The 14,646-nt window shown below is 38.4% G+C and carries 17 protein-coding genes; 9 read left to right on the plus strand and 8 right to left on the minus strand.

Annotated elements, in window-relative coordinates:
* Positions 1 to 96 precede the first annotated feature (96 nt).
* Both ACOVQQ_RS03405 and ACOVQQ_RS03410 read left to right on the plus strand, forming a co-directional pair.
* Positions 97 to 762, plus strand: a complete 666-nt coding sequence (locus ACOVQQ_RS03405) for a hypothetical protein (RefSeq protein WP_421816946.1) — start codon at positions 97 to 99, stop codon at positions 760 to 762.
* 83 nt (positions 763 to 845) lie between these two features.
* Positions 846 to 1,295: a hypothetical protein gene (locus ACOVQQ_RS03410; protein WP_421816947.1), complete on the plus strand. Its 450-nt coding sequence runs from the start codon at positions 846 to 848 to the stop codon at positions 1,293 to 1,295.
* Between the two features lie 117 nt (positions 1,296 to 1,412).
* Here the strand turns inward: ACOVQQ_RS03410 and ACOVQQ_RS03415 are convergent, their stop codons facing one another.
* The 4 genes from ACOVQQ_RS03415 to aroB all read right to left on the minus strand — a co-directional run bounded on the left by ACOVQQ_RS03415 (position 1,413) and on the right by aroB (position 5,595).
* Positions 1,413 to 1,814: a DNA primase gene (locus tag ACOVQQ_RS03415; protein WP_421816948.1), complete on the minus strand. Its 402-nt coding sequence runs from the start codon at positions 1,812 to 1,814 to the stop codon at positions 1,413 to 1,415.
* Between the two features lie 37 nt (positions 1,815 to 1,851).
* Positions 1,852 to 2,823: a deoxyhypusine synthase family protein gene (locus ACOVQQ_RS03420; protein WP_421816949.1), complete on the minus strand. Its 972-nt coding sequence runs from the start codon at positions 2,821 to 2,823 to the stop codon at positions 1,852 to 1,854.
* Between the two features lie 19 nt (positions 2,824 to 2,842).
* Positions 2,843 to 4,237 carry an arginine decarboxylase gene (locus ACOVQQ_RS03425; RefSeq protein WP_421816950.1) on the minus strand — a complete coding sequence of 465 codons (1,395 nt, stop codon included), beginning with the start codon at positions 4,235 to 4,237 and terminating at the stop codon, positions 2,843 to 2,845.
* Positions 4,238 to 4,524: 287 nt separating this feature from the next.
* Entirely contained in the window at positions 4,525 to 5,595 is a 1,071-nt protein-coding gene (aroB, locus tag ACOVQQ_RS03430; protein ID WP_421816951.1) for a 3-dehydroquinate synthase, read from the minus strand.
* Positions 5,596 to 5,722: 127 nt separating this feature from the next.
* On the opposite strand from aroB, the gene ACOVQQ_RS03435 reads away from it, so the two are divergent.
* The 7 genes from ACOVQQ_RS03435 (at position 5,723) to ACOVQQ_RS03465 (ending at position 11,598) form a co-directional block, all read left to right on the plus strand.
* Positions 5,723 to 6,898, plus strand: coding sequence for a proline dehydrogenase family protein (locus ACOVQQ_RS03435; RefSeq protein ID WP_421816952.1), 1,176 nt, complete (start codon positions 5,723 to 5,725; stop codon positions 6,896 to 6,898).
* Between the two features lie 546 nt (positions 6,899 to 7,444).
* Complete coding sequence (locus ACOVQQ_RS03440; protein ID WP_421816953.1) at positions 7,445 to 7,888, plus strand: 2-dehydro-3-deoxyphosphooctonate aldolase; 444 nt, start codon at positions 7,445 to 7,447, stop codon at positions 7,886 to 7,888.
* 76 nt (positions 7,889 to 7,964) lie between these two features.
* Complete coding sequence (gene creD, locus ACOVQQ_RS03445) at positions 7,965 to 9,329, plus strand: cell envelope integrity protein CreD (RefSeq protein WP_421816954.1); 1,365 nt, start codon at positions 7,965 to 7,967, stop codon at positions 9,327 to 9,329.
* Positions 9,330 to 9,479: 150 nt separating this feature from the next.
* A complete protein-coding gene (locus ACOVQQ_RS03450; protein WP_421816955.1) occupies positions 9,480 to 9,851 on the plus strand; it encodes a VOC family protein in 372 nt (123 codons plus the stop codon).
* Positions 9,852 to 9,906: 55 nt separating this feature from the next.
* Complete coding sequence (locus ACOVQQ_RS03455) at positions 9,907 to 10,497, plus strand: Crp/Fnr family transcriptional regulator (RefSeq protein ID WP_421816956.1); 591 nt, start codon at positions 9,907 to 9,909, stop codon at positions 10,495 to 10,497.
* A 100-nt stretch (positions 10,498 to 10,597) separates the two neighbouring features.
* On the plus strand, positions 10,598 to 11,158 hold the full coding sequence (locus ACOVQQ_RS03460; RefSeq protein WP_421816957.1) for a flavodoxin family protein: 561 nt from the start codon (positions 10,598 to 10,600) through the stop codon (positions 11,156 to 11,158).
* Between the two features lie 2 nt (positions 11,159 to 11,160).
* Positions 11,161 to 11,598 (plus strand): DoxX family protein, encoded by a 438-nt coding sequence (locus ACOVQQ_RS03465; RefSeq protein WP_421816958.1) that lies wholly within the window; start codon positions 11,161 to 11,163, stop codon positions 11,596 to 11,598.
* A 293-nt stretch (positions 11,599 to 11,891) separates the two neighbouring features.
* On the opposite strand, the gene ACOVQQ_RS03470 is transcribed toward ACOVQQ_RS03465, so the two are convergent.
* From ACOVQQ_RS03470 to ACOVQQ_RS03485, 4 genes are all read right to left on the minus strand, one after another.
* Entirely contained in the window at positions 11,892 to 12,245 is a 354-nt protein-coding gene (locus ACOVQQ_RS03470; protein WP_421816959.1) for a TfoX/Sxy family protein, read from the minus strand.
* A 7-nt stretch (positions 12,246 to 12,252) separates the two neighbouring features.
* Positions 12,253 to 12,627 (minus strand): VOC family protein, encoded by a 375-nt coding sequence (locus ACOVQQ_RS03475; RefSeq protein WP_421816960.1) that lies wholly within the window; start codon positions 12,625 to 12,627, stop codon positions 12,253 to 12,255.
* Between the two features lie 85 nt (positions 12,628 to 12,712).
* On the minus strand, positions 12,713 to 13,531 hold the full coding sequence (locus tag ACOVQQ_RS03480; RefSeq protein WP_421816961.1) for a DUF6597 domain-containing transcriptional factor: 819 nt from the start codon (positions 13,529 to 13,531) through the stop codon (positions 12,713 to 12,715).
* A gap of 257 nt (positions 13,532 to 13,788) precedes the next feature.
* Positions 13,789 to 14,049 (minus strand): hypothetical protein, encoded by a 261-nt coding sequence (locus tag ACOVQQ_RS03485; protein WP_421816962.1) that lies wholly within the window; start codon positions 14,047 to 14,049, stop codon positions 13,789 to 13,791.
* Positions 14,050 to 14,646: the final 597 nt, after the last annotated feature.

Here is a 14,646-nt window from a genome sequence, read left to right on the forward strand (position 1 = left end):
GTGCGCTTCCGAGAATTACCCAAATTGATTTACGGCAGAGTTTTTGCTTAGTTTTATAACTTAAAACATTGATTTTTCAACGTTACAAAGAATTGTATGCTCCGACTATTTACACTTTTGATAATTCTAGGTTTTACCACATCCTGCACACAGAAAGCTAAAACAGAAAGAGCCGCTGCCTTCAAAGTCGATGAAAGTGAAAACTTTTTGAAGTTATTTCCTGAAATAGCTCCTAGAAATTTACATGTTTATTCGCCTAGGATTGATACAACTGGTTATTCCGACAAGTACACTGGCGTAAAAATAGACCGTTCTTACTATAAATTTCTTGCATGCGATAACACCATAAACCCTGCGGAAATTGACACTTCGTATCATTATTTTGCTTGCTTCAGATTTAAATTATCCGAAAACCAAACGGGCTTAATTATACGCAGACTAAGTCAGTACAGTGAAACCGCAATAGATTTGTATACTTGGGACAATTCAAAAAAGAAAGTAATTAACATAATTAACTTGGCTGACGCCTTTGGCGACGGAGGATGGTATTTCGTTCAAGACGCCTGGATTGATTACGTAAATGCAGATAAGTTTTTAGACCTAGTTATTATTAAAAAAGAGTATAACGAAGGCGCTGACGACACTTCGCCAGGAACTCAATCGGACACCTCTTTTGTGTTTCTTGGAAATAACAAAACGTTCAAAAAATCGAATTTAAAACTAGAAAGAAGTAAATACCACTTAAAATACTGGTCGGAATAAACAACAACGGAATTACAGCAGCACTAAATTCTAGCTTTAAGATTAGGGAACTGCAAATTTGCTACCTGATTACAACATCAAATTTGGAAACAGCAATACCCATCGATATTGTGTACTTTAAAGAAAAGAACGCAACTGTTATTCCGCTTTTAATAGAAGATAACGAATTTGAGACTATGGTTACTAGTGCTTCCGACGCGAATCATGTAGCCGACTTTCACCAAAGTACAGCTGCACTTACTTTTGAGTATCCATCGAGGAAATCACTTGAAATTGTTGCAAAAGCCGATTTCAAGAGCTTTGGCGTTGTTAATTTTTCGGACGATTTCAGTGTTCATGTAGATTCAAATCCCATTTTGTTTATCGAAAACACTAGAAGAAACTTAGCTTGGAAAGATTATGTAAGTGCCACTCACGACCAATTAAACAGCGCGTTTACATCTTTTGAATTACTGAAAAAAGAGAAAGAATTTTGGGATTTTTACAATGCTGATGATCAATATTTTAGACTTTTAGAAAACCAACTCCGATAACGACAATTGTAGGAAAGCTCGACACTTTTTGCTTCATCCGAAAATCGTTTTGGCAGGTCTGGCTGAAAGTACAAGCAAAAAAAATCCGATGTTTTTGGCATCGGATTTTTATACTAATTATTCTTCGTCGTCTTCATCGTCTGCAACATCAGACGGATCGGAATCGAAATCGTCTTCATCATCAAACTCCGGACGGTCGTTATTAATATCGTCGTCGGCATCATCGTCTGCATCTACATCATCGGCATCATCGCCCAAATCAATGCCTTTAATTGGCTCTAACGGCACTACTACATCTTCTTCATCTTCAAAATTCACCATTCTATCGGCCAATTTAGTCGAAATTTTCACCAAATAAATGGTGTCTTCTGTGCGTACTTCCACCGCTTCGATGGTTTCGCCTTTGTGGTTTTTAAATCGAATAATGTTTGAATCGTCGTAGCCGTCGGGAAATTTCTCGACCAGCAAATTCAAAATCTCGTTTGTAAGTTTGGAGTAATCAACAATAATTCTTTTCATCGCTTTATAAATAGGAAAGGGCGTTTGCTTTTTAACTTTACATATCTAACAAGTACGCAAAAATAAGAGGCGCAACGATTGTAGCATCAGATTCTATGATAAATTTTGGAGTTGTTATATCTAATTTTCCCCAAGTAATTTTTTCGTTCGGTACCGCTCCAGAATACGAACCGTAACTGGTTGTACTGTCGGAGATTTGACAGAAATAGCTCCAAAAGGGAACATCGTGCATTTCCATATCTTGGTACAACATCGGTACGACACAAATTGGGAAATCGCCCGCAATACCTCCACCAATCTGGAAGAAACCTACGCCAGATTTGCTGTTTTTTGTGTACCAATCGGCCAAAAACGTCATGTATTCAATACCGCTTTTCATGGTCGAGGCTTTTAAATCGCCTTTGATAACATACGAGGCAAAAATATTACCCATCGTACTGTCTTCCCAACCGGGAACGATAATTGGCAAGTTCTTTTCCGCGGCAGCGTACATCCAACTGTCTTTCAAATCAATTTCGTAGTACTCTTCCAAAACACCCGACAACAACATTTTGTACATGAATTCGTGCGGGAAGTAACGTTCTCCTTTATCGTCGGCGTCTTTCCAAATCTTGTAAATGTGCTTTTGCAAACGTCTGAATGCTTCATGCTCCGGGATACAGGTATCGGTAACGCGATTTAAACCACGTTCCAATAAATCCCATTCTTGTTCCGGAGTTAAATCGCGGTAGTTTGGCACGCGCTCGTAGTGTGAATGCGCTACCAAATTCATAATATCTTCTTCTAAGTTCGCACCAGTACATGAAATTATCTGTACTTTATCACGGCGAACCATTTCTGCAAAAATCTTACCGATTTCGGCTGTACTCATAGCTCCCGCCAAAGTTACCATCATCTTCGCACCATTCTCTAATTGCGCCTCGTAGGCTTTGGCAGCATCTACTAAAGCAGCTGAATTAAAGTGCAAATAATGCTTTGTTATAAACTGGCTAATCGGTCCTTTACTCATATCTCAAATTTAATTTCTTTTATTTATATCCCAGAATACTTAACACTTGTTCTGAGGTTTGTTGCTCCGAAAAAACTTCCGTTGCTAATATGCCGTTTTCATCGCGATCAATCAATATGTGCTTGGGCTGCGGAATCAAACAGTGATGCAATCCGCCGTAACCACCAATGGTTTCTTGATACGCTCCAATATTGAAAAACCCAATGTAAAGCGGTTTCTCTTTATTGTACTTCGGCAAATAAATGGCGTTCATGTTTTGCTCCGAATTGTAATAATCGTCGCTATCACAAGTCATGCCGCCCAAAAGTACACGTTCGTAGGTATCGTTCCAACGATTTATGGCCAACATAATAAAACGCTTGTTGATGGCCCAAGTATCTGGCAAAGTAGTAATGAACGACGAATCGATCATATTCCACTTCTCACGGTCGTTTTGTTGCTTTTGGTACAAAATCTGGTAAATCGCTCCGCCGCTTTCGCCCACAGTAAACGATCCAAACTCGGTAAAAATGTTTGGAACATCAACCTCAGCTTCGTCGCATGCAATTTTAATTTGGTTGATGATTTCGTCGATCATATACTGATAATCGTACTCAAAGGCTAACGAATTTTTAATAGGAAATCCGCCTCCAATATTCAAACCATCGAGCGACGGGCATTCTTTCTTCAAAGCGATATACACCTTAATACACTTGACCAACTCGTTCCAGTAGTAGGCGTTGTCGTTAATTCCGGTATTGATGAAAAAGTGGAGCATTTTCAATTCCACCTTTTTATTGTCTTGAATTTGCTTCTTGTAGAAAGCCAGAATATTCTTGTAGCCAATACCCAAGCGCGACGTATAAAATTCGAACTTCGGTTCTTCCTCGGCGGCAATACGAATTCCGATTTTAAACTTTCCTTTAATTTCGGCTTGCAACAAATCCAATTCTTCGTAATTATCGATAATCGGAATACAGTTTTTGTGTCCGCTATTAATTAAGCGCGCAATATTCGAAATGTACTGGTCGCGTTTAAAACCGTTACAAATGATAAACGTATTTTTATTGATTTTACCAGTTTCCATTAAACGTTCTACAATATTGATGTCGAAAGCCGATGAGGTTTCAATATGGATATTGTTTTTAAACGCTTCGTTCATCACATATTCAAAGTGCGAACTTTTAGTACAATAACAGTAGTAGTACTTGCCTTCGTATTTATTCTTTTCCATAGCGTTACGAAACCAATTTTTCGCGCGCTTGATGTTGTTTGAAATTTGCGGTAAGTACGTAAATTTCAATGGTGTACCGTATTGCTCTACCAACTTCATCAAATCGATGTTGTGAAATTGGAGATTGTCTTTGTTAAGCGTAAACTCTTCTTGTGGAAAGTAGTACGTTTGATTGATAAGGTCGAAATATTTTGTATTCATGAAAGCGAGAAATTAAGATTTGAACAATAAAACTGTGTAAAACAGCTTTCTCAAACCCTAATATTGGCGTAGATAATTTGCAATTCGGCACTCGCATATTGCAGCAACGAACTGTCAAATAAATGCAATAAAGAAAATTTAGTGGCTATTAAATCCAAAAACCGGCGTTTAAACTGCCGTGAATCCTTGCAATGATGCGGTTTGCTAGCAAAATTTTCGTTTCTTTTCATTGCAGCAAATGTAAAAAAATATTGAAGTAACACTCTTTACATTTATTTAATTTAATGTTAGGAATTATAAAATTGTATCGCATTTTCAATTTGTTGTGAGTCAGCTACATACGTGTCTTTCGCAAAACCAATGGCCGTAATTGGTGCATAGCGCAGGTTTCCATCCCTATTTTTTTTGTCGTGACGCATCAATTCCAGCAGTTTTGGAACGGCATTTTGTGGAATGATTATACGATCAAAAAAACGATCGATTACCGCAACTAATCGATTAAAATCGGTTTCTGCTAGTAATCCGTTTTGCCAGGCCATATGGCTTTCCATGATCATACCCGCAGCCACGCAATAACCGTGATACACACGCTCTTCACTGTTTTCCAACAAATACGATTCGAGCGCGTGACCTATGCTGTGTCCGAAATTGAGCACTTTTCGGAGGCCATTTTCAAACGGATCTTCGCTTACAATACGCATTTTTATCTGTGCCGATTCGATAATACTGTCGCTATCCGCTGTGATGGAAAACGAAGTTGCTTGTTCAAAACGTTCAAAAACAGCGGCATCGGCAATAGCGCCGTGTTTAATCATTTCGGCTAGTCCCGACAAGATTTCTTCGGATTCTAAACTTTCCGCGAAAGCGCAATCGATAAGAACCAGTTGCGGCATGGCCGTTGTTCCAATCTGATTTTTCACCGGACCTAAATCGATCCCGTTTTTACCACCCAAAGCAGCATCAACCATTCCTAAAAGTGTAGTAGGCACATTCACAAAATCGATTCCGCGCTTAAACGTCGATGCGATAAATCCGCCGATATCGGTTACTACTCCACCGCCAAAGTTGATCATCAATGTACTTTTATCGGCTTCGATATCAGCTAATTCTTCATAGATAAACCGACAAATTTCCAACTGCTTTTGCTCTTCGCCGGCTTCAATCACAATGGTATGGATGTCTTGAGCCGCATACAATTCTTGCAGTAATTTACTGGCCCACAAATCGTAAACTACTTCGTCGGAGAAGAGAACAATTTTAGAGTATTTCTTTTTTTCGATGAGTGCGTTTAAAGCCGCATAGCCGTTTTCGCCTTCGTAGATGTCGTGCACCAGTGCAGTATGGTTGAGGAGAGTCATTTTCAAAATTTACGGAACAAAATTGCAACATTTCCGAGAGAAATCGACTTAAATAATCGTGAAGAAAGCGATAAAAATATTGCCTACGCAAACGTTCTCGTTATCTTTGTGACGCTTAAAAATTACGATGGAAAAATTGTTTGACAACACCGAAACGGCATTTGCTCTAAAAACCGATACAGAACTCGACCGCGCGTATTTTCTTTTCAAGATGATTGCTAACGAACCTTTAGTTCGCATTGGCACTGCGGTTACCAACTTTGCCATCAAAGCACATTTACCAGTTGAAGGATTAATTAGAGCCACCGTTTTCGATCATTTTTGTGGTGGTGTAAACGAACAAGACTGTTTGCCTGTGGTTGATAAAATGTTTACCAAAGGCGTAGCGTCGGTTTTAGATTATTCGGTGGAAGGAAAAGAAGACGAAGACCAATTCGACGCAGCTTTGGCGATGACTTTACGCACCATAGATTTTGCGATTGCTCGCGAAGCCATACCGTTCGCTGTCTTTAAACCAACGGGCTTTGGCCGATTTGAACTTTATGAAAAACTAGGTCGAAAAGAATCCTTAACTCCGGACGAGCAGGCAGAATGGAACCGCGTTATCGAACGATTTGACCGAGTTTGCAGCGCAGCACATCAAGGAAATGTGATGCTTTTGATAGACGGTGAAGAGAGTTGGATGCAAGACGCCGCCGACGATCTTGTGGAACAAATGATGCGCAAATACAATAAAGAAAAAGCAGTAGTTTTTAATACCTTACAACTTTACCGTCACGATCGTGTTCCGTATTTGAAAGAATTGCACGAGAGAGCTAAAGCAGATGGATTTCATATTGGAATGAAACTCGTGCGCGGCGCTTACATGGAAAAAGAAAACAAGCGCGCCGAAGAGTTGGGCTACCCTACTCCGATTTGCAAAGACAAAGCCGCAACCGACGCGAATTTTGATGCAGCTGTGCACTACATGATGGAACATTTAGAGCACATGGCAATTTTTGCGGGAACGCACAACGAATCGAGCTCATACCGCTTAATGCAATTGATGGACGAACACGGAATTGCTAAAAATGATACACGTGTGTATTTCGGACAATTGTACGGAATGAGCGACAACATCAGTTATAATTTAGCCGCACACGGCTACAATGTTGCGAAATACTTGCCTTTCGGACCCGTACGTGATGTAATGCCGTATTTGATTCGACGTGCTGAAGAAAACACTTCGGTAGCTGGGCAAACCAGTCGCGAATTAAATTTATTAAAGAAAGAACGCGATCGGAGAAAAACAGTGGGAAGATAGCTGCTTGCTACTGCTAATAGGCATCTGGCCGATGATTAAAAATGCACACCTCAGCAATTTGCTTTTAATTTCTTTTGAAGCAAATATTCTTGTAGCCATCGGTGTAAATGTAGTTCCTCATACCGCTGATCTATGTTTTTAACGATTTTCTGCATACTGCTGCCCGCTGCTTTTATTTTCGGAAGCTTGTACTTATGGCCAAGACCCAAAACATTTTGGTATTGGTTTGGCGTCAATGTGCTGATTTTTATTATTTATTTCTCGATTTTAATCTTGCTTTCACAAGCCAAGTTTTTCTCAGATCCTTATGGCTTAAAGCTACTTGCTTATCTGTATCTGAGCATGTTTGCTCATTCTGTAATTAGCTTAGGCTATGCGAATTATCGAAAGTATCGTGCAAAGAAAGACTTGTAGCTCACTTTCTCGAAGTTAATTTTTAATAAAAGTCATTGCATACAATATTGCAAATGCTACGTCGTTATAGTGTAAATTAGAAATCTATTTTCTTTAATCGATTTATCTTTAACAACCTAAAAACAAATTACTATGCGACGACAAGGTATCACAACCGCCGTAAGTGCTTTACTATTTGCGTGTACCTCGACAAAAGATACGGTAAATACTAGTGTTGCGAATATCCAACTCCCTATTTCGAATACTGACGGTACTGCTTTTGTACTTTCAAAATACAGTACGGATAAAACGTATGGTTATACCGAGAAAAATCCGATTCTGGTTGGAGGTGTTGGCAACGGACCCGCGAACGAACGTAAATACCTCAATTCGCTTACAGGACCAAATGGCGAAACCATTAGTTATGTTAGAATGGGAAGTTGTTGTTCATTTGAAACTAAAAATAGTCCGTTTGGTGGCGGCATGCTCGACAAGTATAAAATCACGTACGCGGGCCTTGAAAAAGAAATTGTCTTGTATTTGAATATGTACGATGCAGGCAATCTTCTAATTCCAATAGGTTTCAAAGCAAAATAACAAAAAGTAGATTTTAACGACCTTAAGTTTAAAAATAGACCTTATCTAACTCACAACACAAATCAAAACTCCTAGAATGGAAAGTAGCCAATTACAACAAATCCCTAAAAAAAGTTTAAAGAATAACGTTTATTTTAAGATAACAACCATAATCATCATTGTTTTGCTCTTGCTTGTTCCGACCGCAATGGTTCACAATTTGATTCAAGAGCGCGAACAAACGCAAAATCAGGCTATTGAAGAAGTAAGTTCGAAATGGGCTGGAGCGCAAACCTTGGTTGCACCTGTTTTATCTATTCCTTACATCAAGTATGTTCGTGAAACGTCGAAAAAAGATACAACTGAGAAAATTGTTGCCGTTAAAGACTACATTCACATCCTTCCCGACAACCTTGAAATAACTGGCACAATAAATCCGGAGAAGAGAAATCGGGGTATCTACGATATCGTAGTTTACAATTCAAAAGTAGAAATTACGGGAACCTTTAAAGCGCTCGACTTTTCAGCCTTGGACATTCTACCACAAAATATAAAATTAGATAAAACCGAGTTTGTGGTGGGAATCGATGATTTGCGAGGCATAGAAAAACAGGTTGAACTACAGTGGAACAATCAACAGTTGTTTTTTAATCCGGGCGTGTCGTCAACAGATGTGGTTGCATCCGGCATAAATGCTGCTGTTTTGGTTGATCCGCTACAGAAAGAAAACTATCGCTTTAAACTAACACTCGACCTTAAAGGAAGTCAGAATTTATATTTCGTTCCTGTTGGAAAGGTAACCGATGTAAAACTCAATTCTTCCTGGCCAAACCCAAGTTTCACGGGAGCTTTCCTACCTGATTCCAGAAGTGTAGCGGAAAGCGGTTTTAAAGCCAATTGGAATGTATTGCACCTAAACAGAAACTATCCGCAAATGTGGACCGGCAGTCGATTTGATTTAGACGCATCGGCTTTTGGAATCGACCTGCTTTTACCGGTAGATAATTATCAAAAAGCGTATCGTTCGGTTCAATACGCGATCTTGTTTATTGGATTTACCTTTTTAGTATTCTTCTTTATTGAAGTTTTAAATAAAGTCTTCATCCACCCGATACAGTACATCTTGGTTGGTGTTGCGCTGATTGTCTTTTACACACTACTTCTTTCGATATCGGAACACATATCGTTCGACCTTGCCTTTATTGTCTCCGCATTATCCACCTTGTTACTGATTGCCGGATACGTTCGAGCAATCTTGAAATCGAGCAAGTTAACGCTGTTATTATCGGCCATTCTCGTTATTTTATATGCTTTCATTTTTGTGATCATCCAACTGCAAGATTATGCGTTATTGATAGGAAGCATCGGAATTTTCGTAATCTTAGCCTTGTCGATGTACTTTTCACGTCAGATCGACTGGTACAATTTAAACTTGAGCGAAAAAGCGAATAAGAACGAATAATAAAATTTTTAAATACCTGATTTTTAGGAATTAGCACCAAAAAAAGGCTTCAAGTTTTTATATTTGTTTCAAGAAGCATTTTGTTGCGTCTGTTGTAGTTGTTTAAATGTAGCGAAACAATGGCGTGGTAAATGAGTAAACGCAAACAATATGAAACTAGGAGCTTTTTCAATTAGCTTAAGCGTTACTGATTTGACGGTATCGCACGAATTTTATCAAAAGTTGGGATTTACCGTCCTTGCGGGAAGTTTCGAGCAAAACTATTTGATTTTAAAGAACGAAAATGCGTTAATCGGTTTGTTTCAAGGAATGTTCGAAGGAAACCTGCTCACATTTAATCCGGGCTGGAATGAAAACGGGCAAAATACCGATCCGTTTGACGACGTTCGTGCAATTCAATCGCAACTAAAAGCCAGTGGTATTGGCCTTTCGGCAGAAGTCGACGAACAAACGAGCGGACCGGGCAGTATTTTTCTTTCGGATCCCGATGGGAATGTAATTTTGATTGACCAACACCGTTAAATTTCAGCATATTCTTTGTTACTTTCGCAAAAGAAGATTACCGAAATTAGAAAACTTGACCACGCCAAACTTCGAAATTATTCTTGCTAATGTAAACAGGCACATCCATTTAGATCGAACGGAGGTCGACTATTTTTTAAGCCTTTTACAGTACAAGACGTTTAAAAAAAAGGAGTTCATTTTACGACCGAGTGAGATTTGTCGTACCGAAAACTTTATTATTCGCGGATGTACAAAGACCTATACCCTAACCGAACTCGGAGCAGAACACATCGTCATGTTTGGAGTCGAAGATTGGTGGATTGGCGATTTGTATAGCTTTTTGAGCCAAACTCCATCGACTTACTACATCGAAGCACTAGAGAACACCGAAATACTTCAAATATCTAAAGCCGACCTTGATACTTTGTACGCAAGAGTGCCCAAATTTGAACGTTTTTTTAGGATTTTATTGCAAAATGCATTTATTGCACAACAGAAGCGCATTCAGCAAACTTTGGCTCTAACGGCCGAAGAGCGCTATCTCGATTTTGTACAAAAATATCCATCGTTAGAACAGCGTCTCTCTCAAAAGCAAGTTGCCGCTTACCTCGGAATCACACCCGTATTTTTAAGTATGCTTCGAAAACGTCTGACGCAGCGTTAAAACCCAGAAGGTTGAACCGTAGCTGTTCGAAATTAAACTAGTTTAATTTTTTATCGCTTCCGCCGTAGTTGCTTTGTGGTGAATTTTAAAACAACTACTTATGAGTATCGTAATTGTATACCACAGCGGCTACGGACACACCAAGATTGTTGCCGAACACATCCAAAAGGGAGCACTCGAGCGCAGTGCGGATGTTAAATTGGTTTCGACCCTGGAAGCGCAAGCCAATTTCGAGATTCTCCACAAAGCCGATGCGCTTGTTTTTGGAACGCCAACGTACATGGGAACTGTAAGCGCTGAATTCAAGAAATTTATGGAAGCGACGGGGTCATTTTGGTATCAACAGAAATGGAAAGACAAATTAGCTGCCGGATTTACCAATTCCTCTACGCTCAATGGAGATAAGCTAAACACCATACAGCAACTCGCACTTTTCGCGGCACAGCACAGCATGCTTTGGATTTCGTTGGGAATACTACCCAAATTTGAAAACGACATTCAGTTGGACGAACCGAACGGACTTGCCAGTTACTTAGGACTTATGACGCTGTCGGATAACGCGCATCATCAAGTGAACACTCCGAAAGACATGCACACGGCAGAACTTTTTGGAAAGAGGATTGCCGAGCTAGTAAACGAAAAAATAAATTTAAAAAAGTAAGAATGAAAGCTATTTTTAAAACAGCAGACAACTATGTTGGTTTGATTCTCCGCTTAAGCTTAGGTGGTATTGTTTTGCCTCACGGCGCGCAAAAAATGTTAGGTTGGTTTGGCGGCTACGGCTTTACGGCAACCATGAACTTTTTTACAGAAACGCTTCACTTGCCGTGGATTATCGGGTTTTTGGTGATCGTCATTGAATTTGTGGGAGCAATCTCAATACTGTTAGGTTTTGCCGTTCGAATATGGGCAGCCGCCATCGTTGTCTTATTCAGCGGCATTATTCTAACATCGCATTTAGAATACGGCTTTTTTATGAATTGGTTTGGCAACCAGAAAGGAGAAGGCTACGAATTTCATCTTTTAATAATTGGATTGGCCTTAGCTTTATTGTTGAATGGAAGCGGAAAGTTGGGTTTAGACCAGAAAATAAGCGCCTAAAATTTATTGTTACAAGCTGGATTTGATTGCGGAAATTGGAAACTCCGTCGAAAACAGTACGGATTATGTACCCTTAAATTCAGGAAAATAAAAGTGCTTGATTCTGTTAGTTTTTTGCGGTTGCAATTTTCACAATATCAAATTTTTACACATTAAAAAAACCTCGTTTAATTGCTCTAAACGAGGTTTTAATTTTGGAATGTGTACTATTTTTTTGAAAAGACGGTTGTGAAACAAGGAGGTTTTGTGGTGCGCAGTTGCCTACCGGTTTGCCCTGCTCGTATTTCGTTGTTTTATTTCGTCTTTCGCTTTTTGGATGATTTGGAAACTTTATTATATTCAAGGCACAAGTCTAAGAAAAATTCGAAGTCCTTTCTGTCTTTAAACCCATCAGGATTTATATAACAGTATCCTTTGTATTCTTTGCCTTTCATCAACATGCTCTCATAACCATCTTTCTCGTAAAGTTCTTCTTGTCGGCTTGGATCAAAACGTAGCATTAACTTCTCACCGCTTATACAAACACACGTCTTGTAATTAACGATAAAGTTTAAAACATTGAACATTTCTTTTTCTTCAATTTCTAAATTTGGTTTTTCAGCGAGATACTCTCTAACTCTATCTGCAAGATTCGTGTTGTATCGCATTTGAAAACTAATTGCGTGAATGAAGTCCAACAACGTTCCCTTCTGTATCTATAAAAATAGAGATAAAGCCAAACTCACCAATGTTCATTTTAGGTTGTATTACTTTTCCGCCGGCTGCTTCAACTTTTTGTTCTACTGCGGTGATTTCTTCAGTTTCAAAATAGACAATAGTATTATTGCTACTTGGAACAAAATCGGCTTTTTCCACTAATGCACCTGAAATGTCTTGGCTTTCCGGACTGAAAGGGAAGAATGATTGTTTGCCCCATTTAATAGGCGCATCTGTCAGCTTAACATTGAAAACAGTTTCGTAGAATTTTTTTGCCCGATCTAAGTTTGCTACATTGATATCAAACCAACCAACTGGATTTACATTTGCCATTTTGCTATGATTTTTAAGTTTTTGCACTATTGCAATGCAAAAGTAGAATCAACGAATTAGGCAAAATTGTAAAAATGGGACAAGGCTATTTTTTGTCAAAAATTAATGACATTTTAAGATCGTCGCCAAAAAACTCTTTTGGTGTCAATCCTGTGAATTCCTTGAATTCTTTTATAAAATGGGCTTGGTCAAAATACTCGCTTTCATAGGCCAAGTCAGTTAAACTTGTAACCTCTTCATTTAATAATACTTTCAATATCGTTTGAATTCTAATCGTTTTTGCAAGTTGCTTTGGACTTAACCCAATTGTTGAAGAGAATTTTCGTGCTAATTGTCTTCGGTTTATGCTGTTATTTTTCGAAAATTCATTTACTGAAAACTGTCCATTTGTATTTAAGATAGTTTCAACGGTTGATTTTACGATATGGTCAATACACTGTCTATCAGCTAATTGTTTGAATAGAAAAGCTTCAATAATTTGAATTCTTTCGCTTGTAGAATTTGCATTTAAAATTTGATTGCTAAGTTTTATGCCTTCTTGTCCAAATAAAATGTCTAAGGGAATTGCCCTATTTTCCATTTCCTTTATTGGAATTGATGTAAAAGGCAAAAAACCGTTTGGTTTAAATTGTACCACAAAACTGCCCGTTACGCCAACGGGTTCAATCACATAGGGCTTTGTTAACTGTCCGATTAAAAAGCACTTTGGTAGAAGTGTTATCTCGCCATTTTGCGCATGATGCTTGTAAGTATCGCCATAATGAAAAATCAATTTCATGGTTCCGTCTGGAACTATGGTGTTTTTGAGAGGTATATTTTCTTTTCCACCTTCTAATGTCCAATACCGCTTAACGAACTCTATGAGTTGATTATTTGGCTCGTATGTTTTCGGATTTAAATCCATTAAATTTTTCGAATGCTCTCGTTTTACAATAACTGCTTACGTTTAGCGAATAGCCGCATATTGCAGTGAAGCGAAAAGTTTATCCTGCACTAAGATAATTGCTTTTCGAGATGATAGGCTGGAAGCGAAGAAAATTAAGCCATATCGGCTTCTGAATTTGCCTTTTTCACAACTTATTGCTATCAATTAAAAACGGTAATATAGACGGCCGTTGGATATTATCAACTCAACGGTTTGATTTTCTACTCTAGAAAAAGTCATTTTTTATTCATCCTTTCTAACTCTTGCAAAACAACTTCACTTTCAAGGTTTTCTTTAATCCGTTCATCAAGTCTTTTAATAAAAGTATCTGCGGCCAAACCATTAGCAACCAACTCAAGGTCTTGAAGCAAACTTTCTATTAATAACCAATCCCTGTCAGAAATTTCCTCTTTATCATGAGTTTTACCGATTCTTGCAAAATGGTCGATATCGCCATTGAATTTTTGGAATATTTTTACTTTTCTAAGTGTTATCATTATCTGTCATTATGCTTGCTCATTTAGTTTTGCACATTTATGAAGCGGCGGACTTTTGAAAACCTATCTTTCATTTTAGCACTAAACTTCATTAGATGCACAATCCAGAACGCTTTCGGGATGACTTTAGCACTTTATTTTCATTGAAGCACGAAGCCCATGCTTTTGCAAATGTTCTATGCCTGTTGCACAACGTAAAAATACACATAAATCTTGGTAACCGATAGCTATCGGTTTTGCAGTAACTTCAATATTTTTAGTCATGTAAGAAAAGAACTTTCAGCCACAATTGTTTACTTTGGTTAACTTGACTGACCTCGTTTAAAAGTGTGGCTGATTTTACCTAAAACCTCAAGAAAACCTCAAATTCATCACCCGCAAACCCGTATCGCAAGCCAAAGTTGTTGCTACGACAAAGAGGTGTTTTTATGTTACAATTTATGTTTTTTACTTTTAAAAGAGGTTGTGCAACAGCTACGGCTGTTATATCCAGTTTTTATTTATTTACTCCAGTTATCTCAAAAATTATTTCTTTACTGATTCTGTAAGCTTCCCATTAAAACGAACTGTTTAAAAGTAGAAAAATAGTATTAATTT

It is taken from the genome of Flavobacterium sp., assembly GCF_049240005.1.
In the GTDB taxonomy this organism is placed as follows: Bacteria; Bacteroidota; Bacteroidia; order Flavobacteriales; family Flavobacteriaceae; genus Flavobacterium.